General features: G+C 59.5%; 22 protein-coding genes. 17 read left to right on the top strand and 5 right to left on the bottom strand.

Annotation, left to right across the window (positions count from 1 at the left end; all coding sequences use genetic code 11):
• The coding region (apbC, locus tag QZ511_RS10640; protein WP_295802294.1) for an iron-sulfur cluster carrier protein ApbC at positions 1–998 on the bottom strand (998 nt) is incomplete at its 3' end.
• A gap of 231 nt (positions 999–1,229) precedes the next feature.
• On the opposite strand from apbC, the gene metG reads away from it, so the two are divergent.
• Together metG and QZ511_RS10630 are read left to right on the top strand one after the other, a co-directional pair.
• Positions 1,230–3,269, top strand: coding sequence for a methionine--tRNA ligase (gene metG / locus QZ511_RS10635; RefSeq protein ID WP_295802293.1), 2,040 nt, complete (start codon positions 1,230–1,232; stop codon positions 3,267–3,269).
• Between the two features lie 298 nt (positions 3,270–3,567).
• On the top strand, positions 3,568–4,503 hold the full coding sequence (locus tag QZ511_RS10630; RefSeq protein WP_295802292.1) for a D-2-hydroxyacid dehydrogenase: 936 nt from the start codon (positions 3,568–3,570) through the stop codon (positions 4,501–4,503).
• A 14-nt stretch (positions 4,504–4,517) separates the two neighbouring features.
• Here QZ511_RS10630 and QZ511_RS10625 read toward each other — a convergent pair whose 3' ends face one another.
• Positions 4,518–6,164 (bottom strand): M20/M25/M40 family metallo-hydrolase, encoded by a 1,647-nt coding sequence (locus tag QZ511_RS10625; RefSeq protein WP_295802291.1) that lies wholly within the window; start codon positions 6,162–6,164, stop codon positions 4,518–4,520.
• A 329-nt stretch (positions 6,165–6,493) separates the two neighbouring features.
• On the opposite strand from QZ511_RS10625, the gene QZ511_RS10620 reads away from it, so the two are divergent.
• The 3 genes from QZ511_RS10620 to QZ511_RS10610 all read left to right on the top strand — a co-directional run bounded on the left by QZ511_RS10620 (position 6,494) and on the right by QZ511_RS10610 (position 7,541).
• Positions 6,494–6,775: a hypothetical protein gene (locus tag QZ511_RS10620; RefSeq protein WP_295802290.1), complete on the top strand. Its 282-nt coding sequence runs from the start codon at positions 6,494–6,496 to the stop codon at positions 6,773–6,775.
• Between the two features lie 84 nt (positions 6,776–6,859).
• A complete protein-coding gene (locus QZ511_RS10615; RefSeq protein ID WP_295802289.1) occupies positions 6,860–7,321 on the top strand; it encodes a hypothetical protein in 462 nt (153 codons plus the stop codon).
• Positions 7,322–7,346: 25 nt separating this feature from the next.
• Positions 7,347–7,541 (top strand): hypothetical protein, encoded by a 195-nt coding sequence (locus tag QZ511_RS10610; RefSeq protein WP_295802288.1) that lies wholly within the window; start codon positions 7,347–7,349, stop codon positions 7,539–7,541.
• Positions 7,542–7,566: 25 nt separating this feature from the next.
• Here the strand turns inward: QZ511_RS10610 and QZ511_RS10605 are convergent, their stop codons facing one another.
• Positions 7,567–8,904: a nitrate- and nitrite sensing domain-containing protein gene (locus QZ511_RS10605; protein WP_295802287.1), complete on the bottom strand. Its 1,338-nt coding sequence runs from the start codon at positions 8,902–8,904 to the stop codon at positions 7,567–7,569.
• 516 nt (positions 8,905–9,420) lie between these two features.
• Here QZ511_RS10605 and QZ511_RS10600 point away from each other — a divergent pair.
• From QZ511_RS10600 to QZ511_RS10585, 4 genes are all read left to right on the top strand, one after another.
• Complete coding sequence (locus tag QZ511_RS10600) at positions 9,421–10,269, top strand: formate/nitrite transporter family protein (RefSeq protein ID WP_295802286.1); 849 nt, start codon at positions 9,421–9,423, stop codon at positions 10,267–10,269.
• 213 nt (positions 10,270–10,482) lie between these two features.
• Complete coding sequence (locus tag QZ511_RS10595) at positions 10,483–12,213, top strand: bifunctional protein-serine/threonine kinase/phosphatase (RefSeq protein WP_295802285.1); 1,731 nt, start codon at positions 10,483–10,485, stop codon at positions 12,211–12,213.
• Between the two features lie 59 nt (positions 12,214–12,272).
• On the top strand, positions 12,273–12,722 hold the full coding sequence (gene cynS, locus QZ511_RS10590) for a cyanase (protein WP_295802284.1): 450 nt from the start codon (positions 12,273–12,275) through the stop codon (positions 12,720–12,722).
• 128 nt (positions 12,723–12,850) lie between these two features.
• Positions 12,851–13,747: an NAD-dependent protein deacetylase gene (locus QZ511_RS10585; protein ID WP_295802283.1), complete on the top strand. Its 897-nt coding sequence runs from the start codon at positions 12,851–12,853 to the stop codon at positions 13,745–13,747.
• A 21-nt stretch (positions 13,748–13,768) separates the two neighbouring features.
• On the opposite strand, the gene yghU is transcribed toward QZ511_RS10585, so the two are convergent.
• Both yghU and QZ511_RS10575 read right to left on the bottom strand, forming a co-directional pair.
• Complete coding sequence (gene yghU, locus QZ511_RS10580) at positions 13,769–14,647, bottom strand: glutathione-dependent disulfide-bond oxidoreductase (RefSeq protein ID WP_295802282.1); 879 nt, start codon at positions 14,645–14,647, stop codon at positions 13,769–13,771.
• Positions 14,648–14,704: 57 nt separating this feature from the next.
• Positions 14,705–15,160, bottom strand: a complete 456-nt coding sequence (locus tag QZ511_RS10575; protein WP_295802281.1) for a GNAT family N-acetyltransferase — start codon at positions 15,158–15,160, stop codon at positions 14,705–14,707.
• 259 nt (positions 15,161–15,419) lie between these two features.
• Here QZ511_RS10575 and rsxA point away from each other — a divergent pair, with 259 nt between their 5' ends.
• From rsxA to QZ511_RS10535, 8 genes are all read left to right on the top strand, one after another.
• Complete coding sequence (gene rsxA, locus QZ511_RS10570; RefSeq protein ID WP_295802280.1) at positions 15,420–15,995, top strand: electron transport complex subunit RsxA; 576 nt, start codon at positions 15,420–15,422, stop codon at positions 15,993–15,995.
• Between the two features lie 6 nt (positions 15,996–16,001).
• A complete protein-coding gene (gene rsxB, locus QZ511_RS10565) occupies positions 16,002–16,613 on the top strand; it encodes an electron transport complex subunit RsxB (RefSeq protein WP_295802279.1) in 612 nt (203 codons plus the stop codon).
• Positions 16,610–18,775, top strand: a complete 2,166-nt coding sequence (gene rsxC / locus QZ511_RS10560) for an electron transport complex subunit RsxC (RefSeq protein ID WP_295802278.1) — start codon at positions 16,610–16,612, stop codon at positions 18,773–18,775. Before rsxB ends, rsxC begins: the two co-directional genes overlap by 4 nt.
• Before the next feature lie 22 nt (positions 18,776–18,797).
• Positions 18,798–19,850: an electron transport complex subunit RsxD gene (gene rsxD, locus QZ511_RS10555; RefSeq protein WP_295802277.1), complete on the top strand. Its 1,053-nt coding sequence runs from the start codon at positions 18,798–18,800 to the stop codon at positions 19,848–19,850.
• A complete protein-coding gene (rsxG, locus tag QZ511_RS10550) occupies positions 19,850–20,566 on the top strand; it encodes an electron transport complex subunit RsxG (RefSeq protein WP_295802276.1) in 717 nt (238 codons plus the stop codon). The genes rsxD and rsxG overlap by 1 nt, the downstream gene beginning before the upstream one ends.
• On the top strand, positions 20,566–21,279 hold the full coding sequence (locus QZ511_RS10545) for an electron transport complex subunit E (RefSeq protein WP_295802275.1): 714 nt from the start codon (positions 20,566–20,568) through the stop codon (positions 21,277–21,279). Before rsxG ends, QZ511_RS10545 begins: the two co-directional genes overlap by 1 nt.
• 418 nt (positions 21,280–21,697) lie before the next feature.
• Positions 21,698–22,417 (top strand): TetR/AcrR family transcriptional regulator, encoded by a 720-nt coding sequence (locus QZ511_RS10540; RefSeq protein WP_295802274.1) that lies wholly within the window; start codon positions 21,698–21,700, stop codon positions 22,415–22,417.
• A 451-nt stretch (positions 22,418–22,868) separates the two neighbouring features.
• A partial coding sequence (locus QZ511_RS10535; protein ID WP_295802273.1) for a transporter substrate-binding domain-containing protein occupies positions 22,869–25,006 on the top strand: 2,138 nt, incomplete at its 3' end.

The following is a 25,006-nucleotide window of genomic DNA, read 5'->3' as shown; positions in this document are numbered from 1 at the left end:
AACTGACCCAGCATTTCGGTACCGTAATCCGCCGCGATCTTCGCGCCGCCACCGCTGCCAAAAATCGGCTCCTGGTGCCCGCAGTTGGAGCAGGTGTGCAGGGCCATGTTCTCCACGATTCCCAACACCGGTACCGACACCTTGCGGAACATCTCCACCCCCTTGATGGCATCCACCAGCGCCAGATCCTGAGGCGTGGTCACGATCACTGCCCCCGCCAGCGCCACCTTCTGTGCCAGGGTCAGCTGGATATCACCGGTGCCCGGGGGCATATCCACGATCAGGTAATCCAGCTCCTCGTCACCCTGGGTCCACAAAGTCTGGGTGAGGATCTGGTTCAGCGCGCCGCTGGCCATGGGGCCGCGCCACACCGCAGGGGTGTCTTCGGTGAGCAGGTAACCGAGGGACATGGTTTTCAGCCCCTGCGCCATCACCGGCACAAAGAACTTGCCGCCCTGCACTTCTGGTCGCACCCCTTCGGTGCCCAGCATGGTGGGCAGGCTGGGGCCGTAGATATCTGCGTCCAGCAGCCCTACCGAGGCGCCCTCTGCCGCCAGCGCCAGCGCCAGGTTCACCGCGGTAGTGGATTTGCCCACACCGCCCTTACCGGAAGCCACGGCGATGATGTTCTTTACCGCCCGCAGCGGCTCCGCCATTTCCGTTGCCCCACTACCACTGGTACGCGGCACCTCGAAAAACAGATCACTGTGGATCTCGGCGCCGGCGAGCTCGCCCTCCGCCAGCAGCGGTTCGCACACCGCCCGCACCCGCTGCGCCCAGGCCTCCTGCAGGCTGGCGCAGGGATAGCCCAGGGTTACCCCGGTGTACACGGTGCCATCCTCGTACCCCACCTCAATATCCGCCTCCAGGTCATCCAGCGGGTGCCCGCTTGCCGGGTCCTGCAGCTGGCCGATAGCTTCCGCAACCTGCTCCAGGGCCTCCTGGACACCGGCGGGAAGATCGTCGTGGTGATGGTCGTGATCGTGGTGGTCGCTCACAGGCATTTCCTTCTTGCTGTAATGAGTTGCTGCCGGGGGAGGTAGATCCGGGGCCGGCATTGTGTGACAAGCCCCCCGCGGCTGACAAGCCGGCCCCGTTCGGGTGCCGTGCAGGCCCCATATCTGCTATATTCCGCGCTCTTTTCACCACCGCCTTCTAACCGTCGGCGGCGGTTTTGAAAACTTACATCAAATTTGTTTTACCGATCAGTCGCAGTCTTGGGAATCCGCATGTCTCAGCTCCCCACACAGCCCCGGAACATCCTCGTAACCAGCGCCCTGCCGTACGCCAACGGCTCGCTGCACCTGGGCCATATCCTCGAGTATATCCAGACAGACATCTGGGCCCGCTTCCAGCGCGCCCAGGGCAACCAGTGCCTGTACATGTGCGCGGATGATGCCCACGGCACCGCGATCATGCTCAAGGCCGAACAACTGGGCCTGACACCGGAGCAGCACATTGCCAACATGCAGGCGGAGCACGAGAAAGACTTTGCCGGCTTCCTGATTGGCGTCGACAACTACCACTCCACCCACTCCGAGGAAAACCGCGAACTGTCGGCGATGATCTACAAGCGCCTGCGGGAAAATGGCCACATCGCCTCACGCACCATTACCCAGGCATTCGACCCGGAGAAAGAGCTGTTCCTGGCGGACCGCTACATCAAGGGCACCTGCCCCCGCTGCAAGACTGAAGACCAGTACGGCGACAACTGTGAAGCCTGTGGCGCCACCTACAGCCCCACCGAGCTGATCAACCCGGTATCCGCCATTTCCGGCGCCACCCCGGTGGAGAAGGAGTCCGAGCACTTCTTCTTCACCCTGCCGGCCTTCACCGACTTCCTCAAGGCCTGGACCCGCTCCGGCACCCTGCAGGACGAAGTGGCCAACAAGCTGTCCGAGTGGCTGGACGAGGGCCTGCAGGAATGGGACATCTCCCGCGACGCCCCCTACTTCGGCTTCGAGATCCCGGACGCGCCGGGCAAGTACTTCTACGTGTGGCTGGACGCCCCGATCGGCTACATGGCCAGCCTGAAAAACTACTGTGACGGCAAAGGCCTCGACTGGCAGGAATACTGGAAAAAGGACAGCACCGCCGAGGTGTACCACTTTATCGGCAAGGACATCGTCAACTTCCACGCCCTGTTCTGGCCATCCATGCTGGATTCCGCCCAGTTCCGCACCCCCACCAAGGTGTGCGTGCACGGCTTCCTGACGGTAAATGGCAAGAAGATGTCCAAGTCCCGCGGCACCTTTATCAATGCGCGCAACTACCTGGATCACCTGAATCCGGAATACCTGCGCTACTACTTCGCCGCCAAGCTCACCGCCGGCGTCGACGACCTGGACCTGAACCTGGAAGACTTTATCGCCAAGGTGAACTCCGACCTGGTGGGCAAGGTGGTGAACATCGCCTCGCGCACCGCCAAGTTCGTAAGCAAGTCCGGCGGTGCCCTGGCTGCCGAACTGGCGGATGAAGCGCTGTGGAACCAGTTTGTGGAAGCGGGCCCGCGCATCACCGAACACTTCGAGGCCCGGGAATACAGCCGTGCCACCCGCGAGATCATGGCGCTGGCGGATGCCGCCAACGCCTGGATCGCCGACAAGGCCCCCTGGTCACTGGCCAAGGAAGCAGGCAAGGAAGACGAAGTGCTGGCGATCTGCTCCCAGGGCGTGAACATGTTCCGCGCCCTGATCACGTGGCTGGCACCGGTACTGCCGGAAACCGCGAAGAAGGCCGAGGAATTCCTCGGCGTGGAGCTGGACTGGGCCTCGGCCACTACGCCGCTGGCGGGTCACACCATCAACAAGTTCAAACCGCTGATGCAGCGGATTGAAAAGACCCAGGTGGAAGCCATGCAGGAAGCGGCGAAGGAGTCCCTGGCGCAACTGCAGGCGGAAGCCAAGGCAGCCAGCGGCCCGCTGGCGGACGATCCCATTGCGGAGCAGATCCAGTTCGACGACTTTGCCAAGGTGGATCTGCGCATCGCGCTGATCGCCAATGCGGAACACGTGGAGGGCGCGGGCAAGCTGCTGCGCCTGACCCTGGACCTGGGCGGCGAGACCCGCAATGTATTTGCCGGTATCAAGAGTGCCTACAGCCCGGAAGACCTGATCGGCAAACACACGGTGATGGTGGCCAACCTGGCCCCGCGCAAGATGCGTTTCGGCGTGAGCGAGGGCATGGTGCTGGCGGCGGGCCCGGGGGGCAAGGACCTGTGGATTCTGGAACCCCACTCCGGTGCCCAGCCTGGCATGCGGGTGATGTAACTCTGGAAGTAAAATCAGAGTTTACTCATTGAAACTTCCGCGAAGGTGTCGATGCCGGGTACAAGCTTTTGAGACCTTCACCGCCATGGATGGCGGTGCAGAGCCCCCAGGGATGGGTTGACGGCGTGTCTCACAAGCTTGTACCCGGTAGCGGCACCGCCACCAGACTTGAATGAGGTACAGGGCGGCCCTCAGGGGCAATTTTCTGCTCCACAACCTCATCGGCAATCGTTCCGCAGAAAACAGCCCCTGAGGGCCTTATCGGCAAGTTCGACAGTTAGAAGAAAGGATACGACAGATGCGTGGTGTGTTTCTCGATACCCTGACCATGAAACTGGAAGAACTGGATACTTCCGGGCTGGAAGATGTTCTGGACCACTGGGACTATTTCGAGACCACCGCCCCTGCAGAAACTGCCGGGCGTATCAAAAACGCCGACGTGGTGATCACCAACAAGGTGGTGCTCGACCGCGCGCTGATCGAGAATGCGCCCAGCCTCAAGCTGATCTGCGTATGTGCCACCGGCACCAACAACATCGACCTGGAGGCCGCCGAAGAAAAAGGTATTCCGGTCAAAAACGTCGCCGGCTATACCGGCAACTCCCTCGCACAACACACCATCGCCCTGATCCTCGCCCTCGCCACCCGCTGGCACCAGTACAGCGACGATGTACGCCACGGCCGCTGGAGCCAGTCTCCCATATTCTGCCGCCTGGATTATCCGGTGATGGAACTCGCCGGCAAAAACCTCGGCATTATCGGCTACGGCGACCTGGGAAAAAAGGTTGCCGCACTGGGGGAGGCACTGGGCATGCATGTCCTGATCGCGGATTCATTTACCGGGGAACAGAAACCCGGCCGCGTGCCGGTGGCGAAATTATTGGCGGAATCGGATGTGATCAGCCTGCACTGCCCGCTGACGGAAAATACCGAGAAACTGGTCAACCCGGACTTTCTCGACAGCATGAAAAAGTCCGCCTTCCTGATCAACACCGCCCGCGGCGGACTGGTGGATGAAACGGCGCTGATAGACGCGTTGAAGGCGGGCGACATCGGCGGTGCCGCCCTGGATGTGCTGAGTGTGGAACCTCCCCCCGCCGATCATCCACTGCTGGATGCCGATATCCCCAACCTTATTATTACTCCGCACAATGCCTGGATCAGCCGCGAGAGCCGACAGCGGTTACTCAATGGCGTTGTGGACAATATCGCCCGCTGGTTAAACGAGCGATAAGATCCCACAACCCCTTACTTGGGTGTCCTCAGTGCCTGCTCCGGCAAGCGATTCTTTTCAGGACCAAATGTTACCGAGAAAAAATCCCCCTCGTTCCACCGCGGACGCTCCTCCGCATTGGCGACAGCAGCGGTGATTTTTTGATTCAACAACGAGAATTTTGCCGCGACCGGATAGCGGATCAGTGACCACTCATCGGAAGGTTCGTGGTAATGCTCCTCAAAGAATTTGCCGGTGGCTTCTTTCCCTTCCCCGCCGGGGCCGGTATCGAGATAGATGGCAGGAACTCCCTGCTTTACGAAGCTGTATTGATCGGAGCGTACGAAAATAGCCTGCTCCGGAGCGGGGTCGGGCACCAACTGAACCCCAAGACCTTCGATGCTTTCTGCCGCCAGCTGCTTGAGCGAGGAATGAGAAGCGCCAAAGGCGACTACATCTTCAAACTCGTAGGTCAGTACCGGCATATCAATATTGATATTTGCGACAATACTCCGCTTGTCTACGGTAGGGTTGTGCGCATAGTAATCCGAGCCGATCAGTCCCTTTTCTTCCGCGGTTACCGCGAGGAAGATAACGGAACGCCTAGGTGGATTCTTAGCCATCTGTGTTGCCACTTCGAGCATGGTGGCAATCCCCACGGCATTGTCCATGGCGCCATTAAACAGCTGGTCGGATTCGGGGGAATGGCCTGTTTTCACCCCCTCGTGATCAAGGTGGCCGGTAACCAGAACAAATTCATTGCGGAGTTTCGGGTCAGAACCGGGCAACACACCGACCACGTTATGGCTGAACAGGTTTCTATGCCTGGATTCAGTTTTAATCCTAGCGGTAATTTCCATATCAAAACTGGGGACCTCGCCGGTTTTTATTTTTTCCAGAATAGACTCCCAGCTCAGATCTCCATAAGCGAATAATTTTTCTCCCACCGTGTCACTCAAAAAAGCCCCGGCTTTTATATTCGGCGCCATTTCATGAGGAGTTCCGTTATCCTCCAGCCACCGCATGCGTGAATCAGACTTGACCATTTTTGCCAGCTTTTCGAAGGCGATAATCTTCTCAAAACCCGGCGTATACAGAGTAAGCGCACCTACCGCGCCGCGATCGGATACATTCCCAAGAATCATACGACGAAAGTGGGCAGCCTCTTCAGAGGGCAAGGTTGGATCTGTGCTGATAAAATATACGGCGATCTTTCCCTTAAGATCCAATCCCTTGTAGTCGTTGCGTCCAAAAAAAGGGGAGTCAATACCCTGCCCCACAAATACCAGGGGCCCTTCAACCTCGCTGCTGCGGCTCATGACATTCGGCAACACGGCGTAATCCACCCCCTGTACAAGGTCGATCGGTACACCATCGCGCATGATAGTCAGCTCACCATAATTTTCCGATGCAGGCTCAAACTCGACCAGCGGCACCTGCTGAAGATAGCTATCCCCGACTCCCGGCTCCAGACCAATCGCCCGCAAGCGCTCCGCCACATACGCAGCCGCGAGATCGTACCCCCGGGTCCCAGCCTCCCGCCCCTCAAGTAAATCGCTTGCGAGAAAGCGAACATCAGCTTCTATGCGGCTCGCAGCCCCATCACTTTCGCTACGGTTCTCCGCGTAAAGGTTGGTTGATAATAAGAACGTAGAAATCAGCACACTTATTAATTTATTCATACTCCCTCCTGGAGTCCTTTTTGTTGATTGTTACATGCCTTTTAACTAACGCTTACATCTGCATGTAAACAACCATACACGTAACTTCAACACAAGCATTTGGAGACATATCAAATAGCAGCGAGGCAGCCGCCAGATTTACCTGATATAAAAAACATGATTTAAATAATTTTTTCTTATTAAAATCCCCAAACCACGCCGGCCACTTTGGCAAACCCAAAATGCTTACACTTCATGATTGATGGATACCGATGAACATCGAAAAAATGGTGATTTCGTGGCGCGACCCTAGAATTTCTACTCACCTCCAACACTTGAAGGAGTGCGCTATGGCATCCACTAAAGCCCCTCACAATTCAGGCCGCGAGAAGCTCAGCCAGGCTTATCATCTGGCTGGAGAAGCTGCCCACGATACGGCCGAGCATATGAAGGCGCGCGCTCGTGAAACGGCGGACTCGGTTAAGACCCGCACCCGCGACTCCATGGAAAAAGGTAAGCAGCGCGCCCACGATGTAACCGAACGTGCAGAAAACTCTATCAAGGCCCATCCGCTAGTCAGTGTCGGCTGCGCCTTTGCGGCAGGCTGGCTGATTGCCAAGATACTGAAATAAATGCAGCAGTTGTGACACTCGTGCCGGTGCGCCACACATACGCAGCGCCGGTCACGAGCTTTAACTATCGAGGCGAGTGCGGCTATGCCAGAATCACATAGGCCGGAAGGTTCCACAAGACCCGAAACCGGGTACTCGGAAAGCGAGGAAGCCGTGCACGGCCAGCAGCATGAACTGGACCAATTGCTCGAGCGCGGAGAAGCGACGCTCACACTGGCCACCGCCTGGTTCCAGAACCTGACCACACTGGTACAGCTGGAATTCAATCGCACCCTGGAAGCGAGCAAGCGCATTGCCGCCTTGTTGTTGATGTTGCTGCCGCTCGCCATTGCGCTGGTCCTCAGCCTGTGCGGCGGGCTGGGGCTGCTCGGTTATTACTTTACCCAGTCGATCTATATCGGTTTCGGGATTTTCCTGGTTGCGCAAATTCTGATTCTGGTGGGCATTCTGCTGTATCTGCGCAACCTGCGCGCCATGCTGGGATTCGACGAAACCACACGGCAGACCAAAGAGGCGCTGAACGATGTCGCTGAGATCTTTAAATAAACGCATTGAGACCTGCAGTTACAATATGGAGCGGCAGCGCAGCGAGGCAATGCAGCTACTGAATCAGCAGAAATCTTTCGCGCTGCACCAGGCACAGAGGGTGCCTCTGCCACTGGCAATGGGGCTGGCGTTTGCCGGCGGTTTTATTTCACAGCGCTTTTTTAATTCTCCCGCCCCCTCCACACTCTGGCATCTTTACCTGTCCTACCGCGCGTTCTGACGGTGCCCGATCTGATCAGAGAATATCAAGCCAGGCTGCACTCTGAATTCGAACCCCGGGATTTCGAGTCCCGGCGAATTTCCCCTTCGCCGATTTCCAGAATCATTGCCGCCACATCTACCAGCTTCATATTCATCGCCATGGCGCGCTGCTGAATGGTTCGGTAGGCGTGATCCTCGCTCATCCGTAAACTGCGCATCAACACCCCCTTGGCCCGCTCCACCAGCTTGCGCTCGGACAGCGCGCGGCGGGTTTCCTCCAGCTCGTCGCTGACCCGGCGAATATGCGCGACCTGGTCGCGAATCAGGTCGTAAAGGGATTGCTCCAGCTTCTGTGAATGCAGCGGCGACATGCCCGCCGCCGCGCTGGTATTTCCGATCAGCCCGGGCACATCCGGATCGAACAGCAGTGTCGTTGCCGGTGCCGGCGGCCAGGCGGCATTTTTCATCACCTGCAGCCGTGCATAGTGGTGCCCCAGTTCCGACTGCGCCTGCGCCACCCGGGAGCGGCTGACGGCCAGCAGCCTCTCCGCCATCGCATCTTCGAGCCCGTGCATGCAATCGATGCGCGCAGTCGCCAACTGGTACCAGACTTCACTGATTTCCGCGGCAATCGGCTGTCCCGACTTCAGACCGGCGATCACCCCGCGCAGGCGCTGCAGGTCCCCGGTAGACTGGCTGTCTTCAATTCCCTGCCAGCGCTCCAGCTCCCCCGGCCCCGCATACTCGGCAAACAGTTCCATGCTGCGCGCCTGGCACTCCTGCAGATGACGCAGGCGGTCGTGCAACGCGGCGTCGAAGTGGCTGCCGGCAAAGCCGATCGCCCCCCAGGCCCGCTCCTGCCCGGCAAATTCCTTTGCCTGCATCAGGTTGAACAGGGAAATCAGCATCCGGGTCACTTCCGGATCGTCCGCCACATCTGCCGCTTCAAACACCACCGAAAGCAATCCGGCGATCAAACGGCAATAGGCACTGGTCGCTTCCAGTGCGGCGATCTCGTGCTCGTCGACCCGGTGCCGCAGTGCCGGCAGGTCGTCGAGCCCGTGCAGGGTGTAGGCGATACTGTTCAGCAGGCGCATATTCTGCGCTTCACTGGCATTCAGGTAACGCTGGTGCAGCAGCTGCCGAAAGCGCTGCTCGCTACTGCCGGCAAACCCGATCTGCAATTTGCGCTGGTGGCAAAAACGCGCGCCTTCAGACACCAGGTAAATGTTGCTGATCCCCCGCTCGCGCTGCAGGTGATGCACCAGGTCAGAAACCGTGGTGACCAGTTCGCAACTGCGGGACAAGCGCTGTAGCGCATCAATTTCTGCCCGTTTGGCGGCGAGCAGGAACTTCTCCGCGTCTTCGCTGTGAATCGACATGCAACTTGCCTCTGTGGATGGCGGTTAAGCGCCTTCAACCTCAGGCCCCCTTCCACAGTTCATCAGCAATAAATATTCCAGCCCATACACGGCGTCGGATATTTCCACCCAGATTTTTTCGATCCGACCGACAGGGATAAACGCATTCCCCACAGACAGGCACAAAAATCGGGCATCAGCATCTGGCCGCACCCTACTGGTGCACCCACGAATGATCCTGGCGCCATATTCCTCGAAAGGCACTAATCCAGAGGGAAAAGCGGCCCCAAAAAGTTGGCACTGAGATTGCTTGAATCATGGCGTAGGGATTCTCGGAATCCTTATCCGGCCCACGGCAGGGCCATTACAACCCGAACACACTGGATAAAGGCGTCCATCACTTTCCGGCAATGACCGGACTGTGTGGGCGCTTTTTTTGTGCCCCGGTTTTTCAGTGGCAGTGATCACCCCTTCGCCTGCTGACAGCCAAGCACAGATGGACACCTGGCCCTTACAACATCCAAGAAGGTGAAAATTATGGCTTACCTAGTCCCATCCGAATTTGTGACCAAAATGGTCGATGCGGGGGAATCCAAGATTTACATGTCCACCCGCGACACCCTGGTGCGCGCCTATATGGCCGGCGCCATTCTCGCACTCGCCGCGGTATTTGCGGTTACCGTTGCGGTGCAGACCGGTGTTTTCCTGATTGGAGCCATGCTCTTCCCGGTGGGGTTCTGCATGCTCTACCTGATGGGCTTTGACCTGCTCACCGGTGTATTTGTGCTGACACCGCTGGCGTGGCTCGACAAGCGACCCGGGGTAACCATACAGGGCATTCTGCGCAACTGGGGCCTGGTTTTTCTCGGCAACTTTGCCGGCGCACTGACGGTCGCGCTGATCATGGCCTTTGTCTTTACCATGGGCTTCAATACCGAACCTGGCGCCGTGGGCACCAAGCTGGCATCCGTAGGCGAGGCCCGCACCCTGGGTTACGCGGAGTACGGTATTGCCGGCTGGTTCACTATTTTACTGCGCGGCATGCTGTGTAACTGGATGGTATCCATGGGCGTGGTGGGCGCGATGATTTCCACCCACGTGAGCGGCAAGGTACTGGCCATGTGGATGCCGATCATGCTGTTCTTCTTTATGGCGTTCGAGCACTCCGTGGTGAACATGTTCCTGTTCCCCACCGCGATGCTGATGGGCGGCGACTTCTCGATTCTGGATTACTTTATCTGGAACGAAATCCCCACCGCACTGGGCAACCTGATCGGCGGTCTGGCCTTTACCGGCCTCACCCTTTACAGCACCCACTACAAGACCGCACCCAAGCGACAGCTGGTCGCTGCCGAACGCACTTCTGGTAAAGAGGCTCTGGCTTAAAAAAAGATATCCGTTCACCAGTTTGAGACACTGGTGGCGGTCCCGCTGCCGGGTACAGCTTTGTGAGACACGCCGTAAACCCATCCCTGGGGGCTCTTCCGCGAGGTCCCTCTCGCGGAAGGTCTCACAAAGCTGTACCCGGCATCGGAACCTTCGCGGATAACATGTACAAATAATCCGGCCAGTAATTTCGGGGGCTATAAAGTAATAACCATGGTCAATTCTCTGGCCCTCGAAACCGGCCACTATTCCAGCGCGGGAAAAAAACCGGAAAACCAGGACCGCTGTGGCGCACGGCAACCGCCGGAACCCCAGCTGGACATGAAGGGCGCCGCCTTTGCCATTGCCGACGGTATCAGCAGCAGTTCCGTCAGTGCCGCGGCCAGCGAAACGGCCATCAACAGTTTTCTCGACGATTACTACTGCACCGCAGACGCCTGGAGCGTGCAGAGTGCAGTGGAAAAGGTGCTGCAGGCCACCAACGCCTGGTTGCACGGGCAAACACAACAGAGCCCCTACCGCTTCGACCAGGACAAGGGCTATGTCTGCACCTTTAGCGCCGCCATATTCCGGCGCAATGAAGCCCATCTGTTCCATGTAGGTGACTCGCGAATTTACCGACTGCGACAGGGCTCCCTGGAGCAGCTGACCCGCGATCACCGCCAGTGGGTGGGAGAGCAGAACAGTTACCTCAGCCGCGCGCTGGGCGCGTCCCCGCAACTGGAGGTGGACTACCAGAGTGAATCACTTGCCCGCGACGACCTGTTTATTCTCACCACCGACGGTATCCACGAATATCTTTCGCAACAGCAATTTATTGCGCTGTTACACCAGCACCAAGACGACCTGCAGCGCGCGGCGGAAACACTGGCAAACACCGCACTCGCCAACGGTAGCTGCGACAACCTCACCGTGCAGCTGGTGCGCATCACATCATTACCTGAAGCCGTTCCCGAACTGGTGGAGCGGGCGGAAACGCTGCCGCTCCCGCCCATCCTGAAAGCGCGGGACTCGTTCGACGGCTACACCATCGAGCGGGAAATCCATGGCAGCAGCCGCAGCCATGTCTACCTCGCCAGCGACCGGGAAAGCGGTCACCCGGTGATCCTGAAAACCCCGTCCATCGACCTGTCCGACGACCCCGCCTATCTCGAACGACTGTTGATGGAGGAGTGGGTTGCGCGGCGGGTCGACAGCCCGCACGTGATCCGCGCAGCAGACAGCAGGCGCCCGCGCAACTATCTGTATACCGCGATGGAAGTTGTCGAGGGGCAGACGCTCAGGCAGTGGATGACAGACAATCCCGCCCCCGACCTGGAAACCGTGCGCAATATCGTGGAACAGGTTGCGCGGGGACTGCAGGCGCTGCACCGGGCGGAAATACTGCACCAGGACCTGCGTCCGGAAAATATCATGATCAGTGCCGCCGGTACCGCGACCCTGATCGACCTGGGCTCGGCCCGTGTCGCCGGTATTGCCGAAACGCACCAGGACAGCGGGCAGCTGATCCTCGGTACCGCACTCTACAGTGCCCCGGAATATTTTCTCGGCGATATGGGCACGCCGCGCTCGGACCTGTTTTCCCTCGCGGTGCTGAGCTACCACCTGTTAAGCGGGGAATTCCCTTACGGCACCCAGGTGGCCCGCTGCACCACCGTGGCCGCACAGCACCGACTCAACTACCGCAGCGTGCTCAGCGAGACCCGGGAGATCCCCGCCTGGATCGACGCCACCCTGAAAAAGGCCCTGCAACCGAATCCGCTGCGCCGCCACGAGGCGCTGTCGGAATTTGTCTACGAGCTGCGCCACCCCAATCCGGACTACGTCAACGCCACACGAGCGCCCCTGATGGAGCGCTACCCGGTGCGTTTCTGGCAGTCTGTGTCCGGCGCTTTGCTGCTGGTCATTTTCTATCTGTTGAGCCTGATTGCCACCCAGACCTGAAACCCGAGCCGAATCCACAGGAATACCTACCCGACCGCAAAAACCACAGGAGCCCGACCATGATCAGTGATCGCCAACAAGTCACCAGTTTGATCCTCGCCGCCAAGGTGCGCAAAGACCTCAAATGGGCCCAGGTGGCCGATGCCGTGGGCCAGTCCAAGGAGTGGACCACCGCCGCCTGCCTGGGGCAGATGACCTTCAGCAAAAAGCAGGCAGAAATTGTCGGCGAGCTGTTCGACCTCGACGACGAGGCCGTCGCCTGGCTGCAAATAGCCCCGTACAAGGGCTCCCTGCCCACCGCGGTGCCCACCGACCCGCTGATCTACCGGTTGTACGAACTGGTGAACGTTTATGGCTCCACCATCAAGGAACTGGTACACGAGGAATTTGGCGACGGCATCATGAGTGCCATCGACTTTTCCATGGATATCCAGCGCGAGGAAGACCCCAAGGGCGACCGCGTGAATATGGTGATGTCCGGCAAATTCCTGCCGTACAAGACCTACTGAGGCCACTACACCCTCACCACTGGCGCTGGCGGCGTTGCCGTCGCCGGCGTCACGCTGGTGCAACCTGCCACCGCCATACTCGTTTACAATTCTGGTGCAGCCACAGGTTCCCGCCCGGTAGTTTGAGTATGAGCAGCCTTTTCTCCCCAGTATCCGATTCCCCGACACCCACCTCTCCCGCGACCGACCCTGCTGCAGTGCCGGCGGAAATGGCCGCGGCGCAGCTGGCGGAGTTTATCCGCACTCACCCGCGACTGCTGGTGCTGACCGGGGCAGGGGTCAGCACCGACTCCGGTATTCCCGATTATCGCGACGCCAGTGGCGCCTGGAAGCGCAAACCGCCGGTGGATCACCGGGACTTCATGGCCAGCGAGACAACCCGCAGGCGCTACTGGGGACGCGCCCTGATCGGCTGGCCGGCGATCCGCAATGCGGCGCCAAACCCGGCACATTTTCACCTGGCGGAACTGGAGCGACGGGGACATGTGGAATTGCTGGTGACCCAGAATGTGGACCGCCTGCACCAGCGCGCGGGCAGTGCGCGGGTAGTGGATCTGCACGGGCGCGCGGATGAGATCCGCTGCATGGCTTGTGATTACCGCGCAAACCGGCAACACGTGCACGAGCGCAGCTACGCGCTGAACCCGGCATTCCGGCACTACCAGGCGGAATCTGCACCGGACGGGGATGCAGACCTGGAAGTGGATTTCAGCAGTTTTACGGTGACGGACTGCCCGGATTGCCGCGGTATCCTGAAACCGGATGTGGTTTTCTTCGGCGACAATGTGCCCAAGGTGCGGGTACAGCAAGCACTGGAGGCTTTGCAAAACAGCGACGCCCTGCTGGTGGTGGGGTCGTCGCTGATGGTGTATTCCGGTTTCCGTTTCTGTCGCTACGCCAGGGAATGGCGCAAGCCGATTGCCGCCCTCAACCTGGGGCGCACCCGCGCCGATGACCTGCTCGAGCTGAAACTGAATGCGGGGATTGCAGAAACCCTCGAGGCGGCGCTGGTATTACTGGGCTAAATGCCGTGAACGCCTGCGCGCTCAATTGTCTTCGCCACCAGCGATCTTGTCCTGGGTGCGGGTGTCAAAGTCACTCGCGTCGTGCCGTTCATGCAGTTGCCCGGACGGGTCCCCCCAGGTGCAGTTCACCATCCGCCCCCGTTTGACCGCTGGCCGCTCGGCGATTTGATCGGCCCAGCGATTGACGTGCTGGTAGCTGGCAGCATCCAGAAACTCCGCCGCGTCGTAGGCTTCGTTTTGCACCAGGATGCCGTACCAGGGCCAGATGGCGATATCCGCAATGGTGTACTCCTTTCCCGCCACATAGGGATGTTCCGCCAGCTGGCGGTCCAGCACATCCAGCTGGCGTTTGACCTCCATGGTGTAACGGTTGATCGGGTATTCGTATTTTTCCGGGGCGTAGGCGTAGAAGTGCCCGAAACCACCGCCCAGGTACGGCGCCGCGGCCATCTGCCAGAACAGCCAGTTCAGGGTTTCGGTGCGCTGCTCCGGCGTATGCGGCAGGAAGGCACCGAACTTTTCCGCCAGGTACAGCAGGATGGAGCCGGATTCAAACACCCGAATCGGCGGTGTGGTGCTGTGATCCACCAGCGCGGGGATTTTCGAGTTGGGATTGATCTCCACAAAACCGCTGCCGAACTGGTCACCGTCGTTGATGCTGATCAGGTGCGCGTCGTACTCGGCCCCCTCCTGACCGAGCGCCAGCAATTCCTCCAGCATGATGGTGACCTTGACCCCGTTGGGCGTGCCGAGGGAGTAGAGCTGCAGCGGGTGCTTGCCCACCGGCAGCGGCTTTTCGTGGGTGGCGCCGGCGATGGGGCGGTTGATACTGGCGAAACGGCCGCCGCTCTCGCCTTCCCATTTCCACACTTTGGGCGGGGTGTAGCTGCTGTCGGACATGTCGGTGACTCCGGTTGATGGTGGACGCGGGTGGTGGATCTACGTGCGAAACCCCGGTTACAGGGCCAGGGTCATAAACAGGCTATTGGGGTCCTCTTTATAATCTGCAAACGGACCGCAGAGTTCAAACCCGTGGCGCGCGTAGAGGCGGTGCGCGGGCTGGAAGAACGCCATGGAGCCGGTCTCCAGGCTCAGGCGGCGGTATCCGCGGCGACGGGCCTCATCAATGATATGCCGGAGCATGGCCGTGGCCACCCCCTGCCCGCGCGCGCCGGCACCGGTGCGCATGGATTTGATTTCCCCATGCTGTGGCGTCAGCACCTTGAGCGCGCCGCACCCCACCAGCTCGCCCACAAGGTAGACCGACCAGAAAGTAATGTCCGGCTGGCGCAGGCCATCCAGATCCAGCGCGTGCTTGCTCTCCGGCGGGGAGATGCTGCGCATGTCGTCGATGTGTGCCTGCAGGAAATTCGCGATCGCGGGACTGCTGAGATCGTCAATTTCAATTTTCATAGCAATCTTCCTGATACCTCTATAACGGCAGGTAAGTTGAACGCCCATACCCTCTCGCCCATAATACCGCCCCCGAAAGGCGCCAAAAATAGCGCCAGAGGCGCTGATCGGTAAGCATTACTTTCTGAAACCGCAGCGCAGAGGCAACAAGCCGATGTATCCGGCGCCAGACGCCGACACCCGCGGCCAAACCCGCCCAGAATTTGTACTACGCGCATCCAGTACACCGGGCCGGCGCTGCGGCTCGAACGGAATCTCTATGAGCGAATTTACCGTCATTCTGCTGAGTACCATCCTGGTCAACAACTATGTGCTGGTGCAGTTTCTCGGCCTGTGTCCTTTTATGGGGGTTTCCAACAAGCTGGAAACCGCCGTCGGCATGGCCGGCGCCACCACATTCGTGCTGACCCTCGCGGCGATCTGCTCCTACCTGGTAAACACCTACCTGCTGGAACCCTTCGGCATGGAGTACCTGCGTACCATTTCCTTCATTCTGGTGATCGCGGTGGTGGTGCAGTTTGCACGTATGTTTATCGAAAAGACCAGCCCGCTGCTGCACCGGGTGCTCGGCGTGTTCCTGCCGCTGATTACCACCAACTGCGCGGTGCTGGGTGTGGCCCTGCAGAACACCCTCAAGGCCAACAATTTCATCCAGTCCACCCTGTACGGCTTCGGTGCCGCGGTGGGCTTCTCCCTGGTTCTGATCCTGTTTTCCGCCATGCGCGAGCGCCTCGCGGTGGCGGATGTGCCCAAACCCTTCAAGGGCGCCGCCATCGGCATGATGACCGCGGGCCTGATGTCGCTGGCCTTTATGGGCTTCAGCGGGCTGGTATAGGGGGCGATGATGGAGTGGCTGTCTGAAGTTTCCACCCCGCTGCTGATCCTCGGCGGCATGGCGCTGGTGTTTGGCGCGCTGCTGGGCTTTGCCGCGGTGCGCTTCAAGGTGGAGGGGGACCCGATCGTCGACCAGATCGACGCCATCCTGCCGCAGACCCAGTGCGGCCAGTGCGGCCACCCCGGCTGCCGCCCCTACGCCGAGGCCATCGCCAATGGCGAGGCCATCAACAAGTGCCCCCCCGGCGGCCAGGCCACCATCAACGAGCTGGCCAATCTGCTTGATGTGGAAGCCATTCCGCTGGATGCGGAGCACGGCGTCGAAGACGTGAAGAAAGTGGCCTTTATCCGCGAGGCGGAATGTATCGGCTGCACCAAGTGTATCCAGGCCTGCCCGGTGGACGCCATCGTCGGCGCCGCCAAGCAGATGCATACCGTGATCGTCGACGAGTGCACCGGCTGTGACCTGTGCGTGGAGCCCTGCCCGGTGGACTGTATTGACATGGTGCCGCTGGAGACGTCCCTGCAGCAATGGCACCCGGACAAACCCGGAGACGGAATTGCCTTGATCGCCAGCGACCGCCCCGAGCGGCACACCGACGACCGGAGTGCCGCATGAGCCACAGCGAACAGAGAGTCACCGCCAGCGAGCGCCGCGCCGCGCGCGAGGCCCAGCTGATTGCCAGCGAGAAGGCCCGCGACCTGGCGCGGGAGCTGAAGATTTACGACTTCCACGGCGGCGTGCACCCGCCGGAGAACAAACACCAGTCCACCGCGGAGCCCATCGGCAGCATTCCGCTGGCGGACGACCTGATCGTGCCTCTCAACCAGCATATCGGCGCCACCGCCATTCCCCTGGTAAAGCTGGGGGAAGATGTGCTCAAGGGCCAGAAAATTGCCGAGGGCGACGGCCCGGTAAGCTGCCCGGTACACGCGCCCTCCTCCGGCAAGGTGATGGCCATCGAGCCGATGGCGGTACCCCACCCCTCCGGTATGGTGGCGGACTGTATCCAGATCCGCACCGACGGCCGCGACCAGTGGTACCCACTGGAACCGGTGGAAGATTTCCGCAGCCGACCGGTCGACGACCTGCTGGAGAAAATCCGCGACTGCGGTATCGCCGGCATGGGCGGTGCGGGCTTCCCCACCGCGGTGAAACTGAACCCCCGCGGCGGCGCCGAGATCGACACCCTGGTCATCAACGGCACCGAGTGCGAGCCCTACATCACCGCCGACGACATGCTGATGCGCGAGCACGCGGAGGAGATTGTCGCCGGTGTGGAAATACTCGCTCACCTGCTGGACCAGCCGGAGCGGGTGCTGATCGGCATCGAGGACAACAAGCCCGAAGCCATCGCGGCGATGAAAAAGGCCGCCCGGGGCACCCGGTTCCATGTGGTGGTGTTCCCCACCAAGTACCCTTCCGGCGGTGAAAAGCAGCTGATCCAGATTCTCACCGGGCGCGAGGTGCCCAACGAGGGGCTGCCCGCCAACGTGGGCATCGTGTGCCAGAACGTGGGCACCGCCCGCGCGGTCTATCGCGCCATCGCCCTCGGCGAACCCCTGATCAGCCGCGTCACCACGGTGGTAGGCGAATCCCTGGAGCGCCAGCGCAATATCGAGGTGCCCCTGGGCACGCCGATCCGGCATATCCTCGACAGTCACGGCGTCGACCGCAAACAACTGCAGCGGGTGGTCATCGGCGGCCCGATGATGGGTTACACCATCGACGACGAGTCCGCACCGGTGGTGAAAACCACCACCTGCATCCTCGCGCCCACCGACCGCGAGCTGCCTGCGCCGCCGCCGGCCCAGGCCTGCATCCGCTGCGGGTTGTGCGCCGAGGCCTGCCCGGCCTCGCTGCTGCCGCAGCAGCTGTACTGGTATGCCCGCGCGGAAGACCGCGAAAAACTGCAGGCGTACAACCTGTTCGACTGTATCGAGTGCGGTGCCTGCTCCTACGTGTGCCCGTCCAGTATTCCCCTGGTGCAGTACTACCGCGCCGCCAAGGGCGATATCCGCACCGCACAACTGGAAAAGGAAAAGGCGGACCGCGCCCGCGAGCGCTTCGAATACCGCACCCTGCGCCTGGAAAAGGCCGAGCAGGAAAAGGAGGCCAAGCGCCTCGCCCGCAAGAAGGCGGCGGAGGAAGCGCGCAAACAGCGGGAACGGAATGCCGACAGCCCCGAGGCCAAGGCGGCCAAGGCAGAATCCGATGTAGTCGCGGCAGCCCTGGCCCGGGTCAAGGCCAAGCAGGCGGCACCGGAGCAACAACTGGCCCGCGCCCAGCGCGCGCTCACCAGTGCCGAGCACCGGGTGGAGCGCATGCAGGGCAAGCTGGCGGAAGCCGAAGACGCGCAGAAGGCGCAGCTGGAAGCGCAGTTGAAAACCGCGGAACTGAAATTGCAGGAAGCGCGGCAAAAGCTGGCGGAAGCGGAAAAACTGGCCGCCACTGCCCCCGCGCAACAGACCCCACCCCCGGCGGAGCCCTCCATTACCGACGACAAGCTCGCGGTGGCATCGTCCACCTCGAGTGCCGCCAGCAGTGCCATCGAAAAGGCCAAGGCCGCCGCAGCGGCTCGCGCCAGCATGAGCCCGGAAGAAAAGCTGGCAACGGAAATCGAGGCGCTGGAAAAGCGGGTAGCCAAGGCCGAGGCGCGCCTGCAAAAAGCCCGCAGTGAAGACGACCCCAATACCGGTGCCTTTGAAACCGCACTGAACAAGATGCAGGACAAGCTCGCCGCCAAGCGCCGGGAGCAGTCCGGCGACGAACCCGAATAACGCGCAGGATTAGAGAACCACCATGTCCCTGATGCGAGTCACGTCCCCCCACGCCCACTCCGGCCAGAGCACCGCCAAGGTGATGCTGCAAGTCGCCGCCGCCACCATTCCCGGCATCCTGGCGCTGGTGGTGTTTTTCGGTGTGGGCGTGCTGATCAATATCGCCCTGTGCGTCGCCACCGCGCTGGCCAGCGAGGCGGCAGTAATGAAACTGCGCGGCCGCCCGGTGGCCTTCTACCTGAAGGACTACAGCGCACTGGTGACCGCGCTGCTGCTGGGTATCGCGATTCCGCCCTACTGCGCCTGGTGGCTGCCGGTGGTGGGCACGGTGACCGCCATCGTACTGGCCAAGCAGCTCTACGGCGGCATGGGCTACAACCCGTTCAACCCCGCGATGGTGGGCTATGTGGTGCTGCTGATCAGCTTCCCCATCGATATGACCCGCTGGGTGGCGCCGGCAGAACTCATCTACGGCACCCCCGACCTGGGCGAGGCGTTTGCCCTGGTCTTCGGCAATATGAATGTGGACGGCTTTACCCGTGCCACGCCGCTGGAAATCGTGCGCCTCAACCAGTCCACCATTCTCTCCCAGCTCTATGCAATGGAGCCGGTGTTCGAAAAAGGCAACATGGCCGGGGTCGGCTGGGAAATGGTGAACTTCGGTTTCCTGCTGGGCGGGCTGTTCCTGCTGTTTCGCCGCCTGATCACCTGGCATGCGCCGGTGGCCATGCTCGCTACCCTGGCCGCGCTGTCGGTGATGTTCTATGACGGCGGCAGCTCCCTGAGTGAGGGCTCACCCCTGCTGCACCTGTTCTCCGGTGCCACCATGCTGGGGGCCTTCTTTATCATCACCGACCCGGTAAGCGGCTGTACCAGCAACAAGGGCCGCCTGGTGTTCGGCGCCGGTGTCGGCCTGCTGACCTTTGTGATCCGCGCCTGGGGCAACTACCCGGACGCGGTGGCCTTCGCGGTGCTGCTGATGAACTTCGCCGCGCCCTTTATCGACAACTACACCCTGCCGCGCACCTATGGCCACAAGGCCGCGCGCAAGGCCACGGACCTGGAGGAGCAGTAATGCTGAAGCGCTCCATCGGCTCCAACGCCGTTATCCTCACCCTGTTCGCTCTGGTGACCGCCGGTACCCTGGCGATCACCCAGATCACCACCCGCGAGCCCATCGAGCGGGCCATCCGCGAGGCCTCCGCCAAGGCCCTGCTGGAAATCATTCCCCTGGACCGCCATAGCAATGACCTGCTGGTGGATACCTATCCCATTCCCCGCCAGTACTGGGCAATGCTGGGGCTGAAGCAGGAAGCCAATATCAATCTGGCGCGGGAGGAAGATGGCACCATCAGTGCGGTGATCATTCCCGCAGTGGCGCCGGATGGTTACTCCGGCCCCATTCGTATGCTGGTGGGGGTCAATCGCGACGGTACCGTGGCCGGTGTACGCGTGACCAACCACGCGGAAACGCCCGGTCTCGGTGACAAGGTAGAAATAAAGAAGAGCGACTGGGTATTGTCGTTCAACGGCAAATCCCTGCAGGACCCGACGCGAGACCTGTGGAAAGTACAGAAAGATGGCGGTGCCTTTGACCAGTTCACCGGCGCCACCATTACCCCGCGCGCAGTGGTGAACCAGGTGCGCAAGGTGCTGGATTTTGTCGCCGAGCACCAGCAGGAAATTTTCACGGCACCGGTTTCCAAGCGCGCGGTGGAAATCCATCAACAGGAAGCCCCCGGCGAGGGCGAGCCGCAACCGCAACCGCAACCGCAACCGGAGCAGAACTGATGGCCACCCCAAGCTACCGTGAAATCACCCACAACGGCCTGTGGAAAAACAATCCGGCGCTGGTGCAATTACTGGGGCTCTGCCCGCTACTGGCGGTCACCGGTTCGGTGGTCAATGCCATCGGCCTCGGCCTCGCCACCACTGCCGTTCTCACCTGTTCCAATCTCGCGGTATCACTGGTGCGTCACCAGATGCCGGAAACCGTGCGCCTGCCGGCCTCGGTGATGATTATTGCCACCTTCGTTACCTGCGCCGAATTGCTGATGAAGGCCTTTACCTACGAGCTGTACCTGGTACTGGGTATTTTTATTCCGCTGATCGTCACCAACTGCGCCATTCTCGGCCGCGCCGATGCCTTCGCCAGCAAGAACCCGGTACTACCGTCCCTGTTAGACGGATTCATGATGGGGGCCGGCTTCACCGCGGTACTGATAGTGATCGGTGCGGTGCGGGAAATTATCGGTCGCGGCACATTGTTTGCGGATATGGACCTGCTGCTTGGCCCGATGGCAGCGGACTGGACCCTGCAGGTGCTGGGGGCGGATTACTCCGGATTTCTGGTGGCGGTACTTCCCCCCGGTGCCTTTCTGGTAGCAGGTCTATTGATCGCCGCAAAAAATGCCATCGATACGCAGATTGAGCGCCGCCGCAGCGCCGAGGTGACCATTGTCAGTGGCAGCAAGCGCGTGCGCACTACCGGTAAAATTCAGTAATTTGTAAATGCGGCGAATTTTTAATTCCCAATGAAGGGACGCGCCCTGACCACTTCTTGATATTGCTCAAGCCAATCTCCTCAATACCGAAGTTTCGTTCGAATAATTTCCCAGTGTAACGACGTGTAATGGGATTTAATTCACAATCCGCGCTTCCTGTGTAGCGAAGCTGGTACGAATCGATAAAATAGCGCCTCCGTTTACAGGAGCACTTGCCCGGGCGAGACAAAAACCCGGGCAACTTTTTGACTGTCCGGTTTTAAAAAAAATCTAAAACCTATTTATTTTCCGACACAGGTATCATCAGACTGTCGCTACCTCTCGACGGCAAAATAATTATTTCGCTATTTCCATCAGGATTACGCATTACCCGATATTCAATAGCTCAAGTCCGCAAACCACAGGAATTAATGTCACCATGACCGAAGACAACGGAAAGTCTGAGCTGGTCTACCAGGGGCGTCGCGCCCAACGCGCCGACAGCCGCCAACGTAGAAAAGCCATTCTGGAAGCCACCTTGCGCCTGATCGTCAAGGAAGGTATCCGCGGTATCCGTCACCGCGCGGTCGCACGGGAAGCGTCAGTCCCGCTTGCCGCCACTACCTATTACTTCAAAGATCTCAACGACCTGATCAGCGACGCCTTTACCTATTTCGTCGAGCAGAATATCGAGGTGACGCGCCAGTTACAGACTGATAGTTTCACCGCCGTACACCAGCTATCTCCCCAGGAGCGGGAATCCCATTCCGGTCGCCGGCAACTTTCCCAGCAACTCACCCGCTTCGTGCTGCTGCACATTCGCGGCCAGGCCTCCAATCGCGACAACCGCTTGATCGAACTGGCATTTCGCAACGAAGCCCTGCGCAACGAACAGCTCACCCGCGCGATGCGTCTGGCCAACCAGTCCACGCAAAAGTTGATCATTGAGTTTTTCGAGCTGATGAACATGGCTGACCCGCAGGCCGCAGCGCAGATCGTGCATGGCACCATTCTGAACCTGGAATACCAGGTTCTGAGTGGCGCCATTGCGCTGGAGTCCCCCTTACTGGAGAGGACCGTAACCATGATGATTCGCGGCTTGATTCCCGCCAACCAGGCTACAACCACGCCGGCACCGGCCCTGACCGGCAACTTCTAAACAGACACCTCCGGCGGTGCGCGATTTGCCACCGCCAACGCTCTCCGCCTTCCTCCAACATTACTGGCGCCTGGTTGTCGCACAAATGTTCCAGGAAAGCACTTAACGAGCGCACGACAACTAGACTTGCAGTAAGTTTTCAGGAATTCGTGCCCTCATGTTGCTTGCACTGCGCTGTCTGGCGATCGCATCGGTAATCTTCATATCCCTGCTTTCGGGATGCGACAGCGGTAGGGACACGTCCGCCCGCAACGCGCCCTCAAGCGATAAACCCGCCTCTGAGAAAACTCAGGAGGAACCAGCCGGGGAGCCCGTCGGTGCGGAAAGCCAAACCGCGCTTGCGCAAAAAAATGCTGTCAGATCTACACCTCAAGACAGCAAGCAGAGCAAGCAGAGCAAGCAGCAGAACCAGGACCGGGAACCCGCGCTGCGACCTGCGCAAAAAGATGAATTGCGCCCCGAAGCCGACTGGGCACCGGAAACAACCGGTGAGTACCCGATCCACGCCTACCCGAATTACACAGAGACCGGCGACCTGGCCGCGATCAAGGAGCGCGGGAAACTGCGTATTCTAGTCGACATATCCAATACAGACTCCCTGCACCGTTCGGCCACACTGCAGGATATAGAAATCGATGAGACAAAGCGGCTGGCAGAATCCCTTGGCCTCGAGCCGGTAGTCCTCTACGCCAATAATTTCGACCAGCTGATCCCGCTACTGGAAAAGGGTGAAGGCGACATCATCGCCAACAACCTCATCATCACCGAAGCCCGCAAGCAGGAAATCGATTTTTCCGTCCCCACTGCAAACACGCGCCTGATACTCGCCTCCCGAAATGATGAGAGTGCCATAAGCGACAAGTCGGATTTGAAAGGAAAGACGCTCGCCGTCACCAAGGGCACTGTATATGAGGATCTAGCCCGGGAGTTCGCCAGAAAGCACCCCGGTCTGAAGCTCGACATCATCGAAAGAAATTATGTCGAGTTATTGATTGATGTTTCGGAAAAGCATATTGACTACACCATCGTTGAATCGCAGGTCTATGATCTGGCGACGCAATTTCGCGACAACCTGAAGAAAAATATAGTGTTCCCGGAAGAGCGCCAGCTGGGCTGGGGCATCCGCAAAAACTCCCCGGAACTACAGAAAGAGATCGACAGTTTTGTGCGCACCAGCAAACTCGAGCGGACCGTAAAACGATACGTCGGCGACCTCGATGAAATGAAGAAGCACGGCGTAATTCGCGTGGTTACCCGCAATCACCCCGGCACCTATTACATGTGGAAAGGGAGGGTCCTGGGCTATGAATACGAACTGGCGCAGGCGTTTGCCAAAAAGTTGAAGCTGCGCCTGGAAATCGTAGTCGCACCCACCCATGAAGATCTGCTCACCTATCTCAAGGAAGGCAAGGCCGACATTGCCGCAAGCCTGCTGTCCATTACCGATCGCCGAAAACAGCAGGGCATGACATTTGGCCCGGTCTACATGGAAGAAAAGGTTGTGGTGGTATCGAGGGGCGGTGAAACCTTAGGCAGTATCGAAGAATTATCCGGCCGCACCGTTCATGTTCGCAAATCCAGTAACCACTATGATGTGATCCAGGAAATCAAGAAGAAGGTTCCCGGGATCAAGATTGAGCTCGCTCCGGAAGAGCTCAATATCCAGCAAATACTGGATAAGGTCGCCGACAAGGAGTACGACCTGGCGGTTGCCGATGAGGTTTCGGTAAAACTGGAGCACGCCTGGCGCACCGACGTGGATACTGCCCTGGACCTGCAAATACACGATAACGACTACGCCTGGATGATGCGCGAAAGCAACCCGCAGCTAAAACAGGCGGTGGATAAATTCTTTAACAGCAAGAAGACCAAATCGCTGACCAAAGTACTGGATGACAAATACTTTACAGCCCCCAAACGCACCCGCGAGGAAATCAATGCCCTGAATAAAAATGGAGAGATCTCTCCCTTCGACAAGTTTGTAAAAAAATATGCAAACACCTATGACCTGGATTGGCGCCTGATCGTCGCACAGATGTATCAGGAGAGTACCTTCAACCCTAAAGCCAAATCCTGGGTCGGCGCCCGCGGCCTGATGCAGGTTATGCCCGATACCGGCAAGCAGGTCGGGGAGAAGAACCTGTACGATCCGGAAACCAGCGTGCGCGCGGGAATAAAATACCTGGAGTGGCTACACCGGAAATTCGAGGATAAAGGCATAACCCCCGAGAACATGATGTGGTTCACCCTGGCGGCATACAACGCCGGACTGGGGCACGTGTACGATGCACAGGACCTGGCGGAAGAAAAAGGGTGGGAGCGCAAGGTGTGGTTTAACAACGTGGAAAAGGCCATGCTGCTACTGTCCCAGAAGAAGTATTACAGCAAGGCCCGCTATGGCTATGCGCGGGGACAGGAGCCGTTTGATTACGTCCGCAAGATCAAGGCCCGTTTCAGGACCTATGTGGCACTACTGGAAGATTACCAGCGCAGAAAGACGATTGAGCAAAGCCTGATCCTGCAGGCGCCGGAAATGTTTGCCAGCGCGTTTTACTGGCCATTGCTGTTGCCGCAACCCCAGATCGCGCT

Origin of the sequence: uncultured Microbulbifer sp. (assembly GCF_913055755.1) — a bacterium.
In the GTDB taxonomy this organism is placed as follows: Bacteria; Pseudomonadota; Gammaproteobacteria; order Pseudomonadales; family Cellvibrionaceae; genus Microbulbifer.
This window is presented reverse-complemented; position numbering and strand designations above follow the sequence as displayed.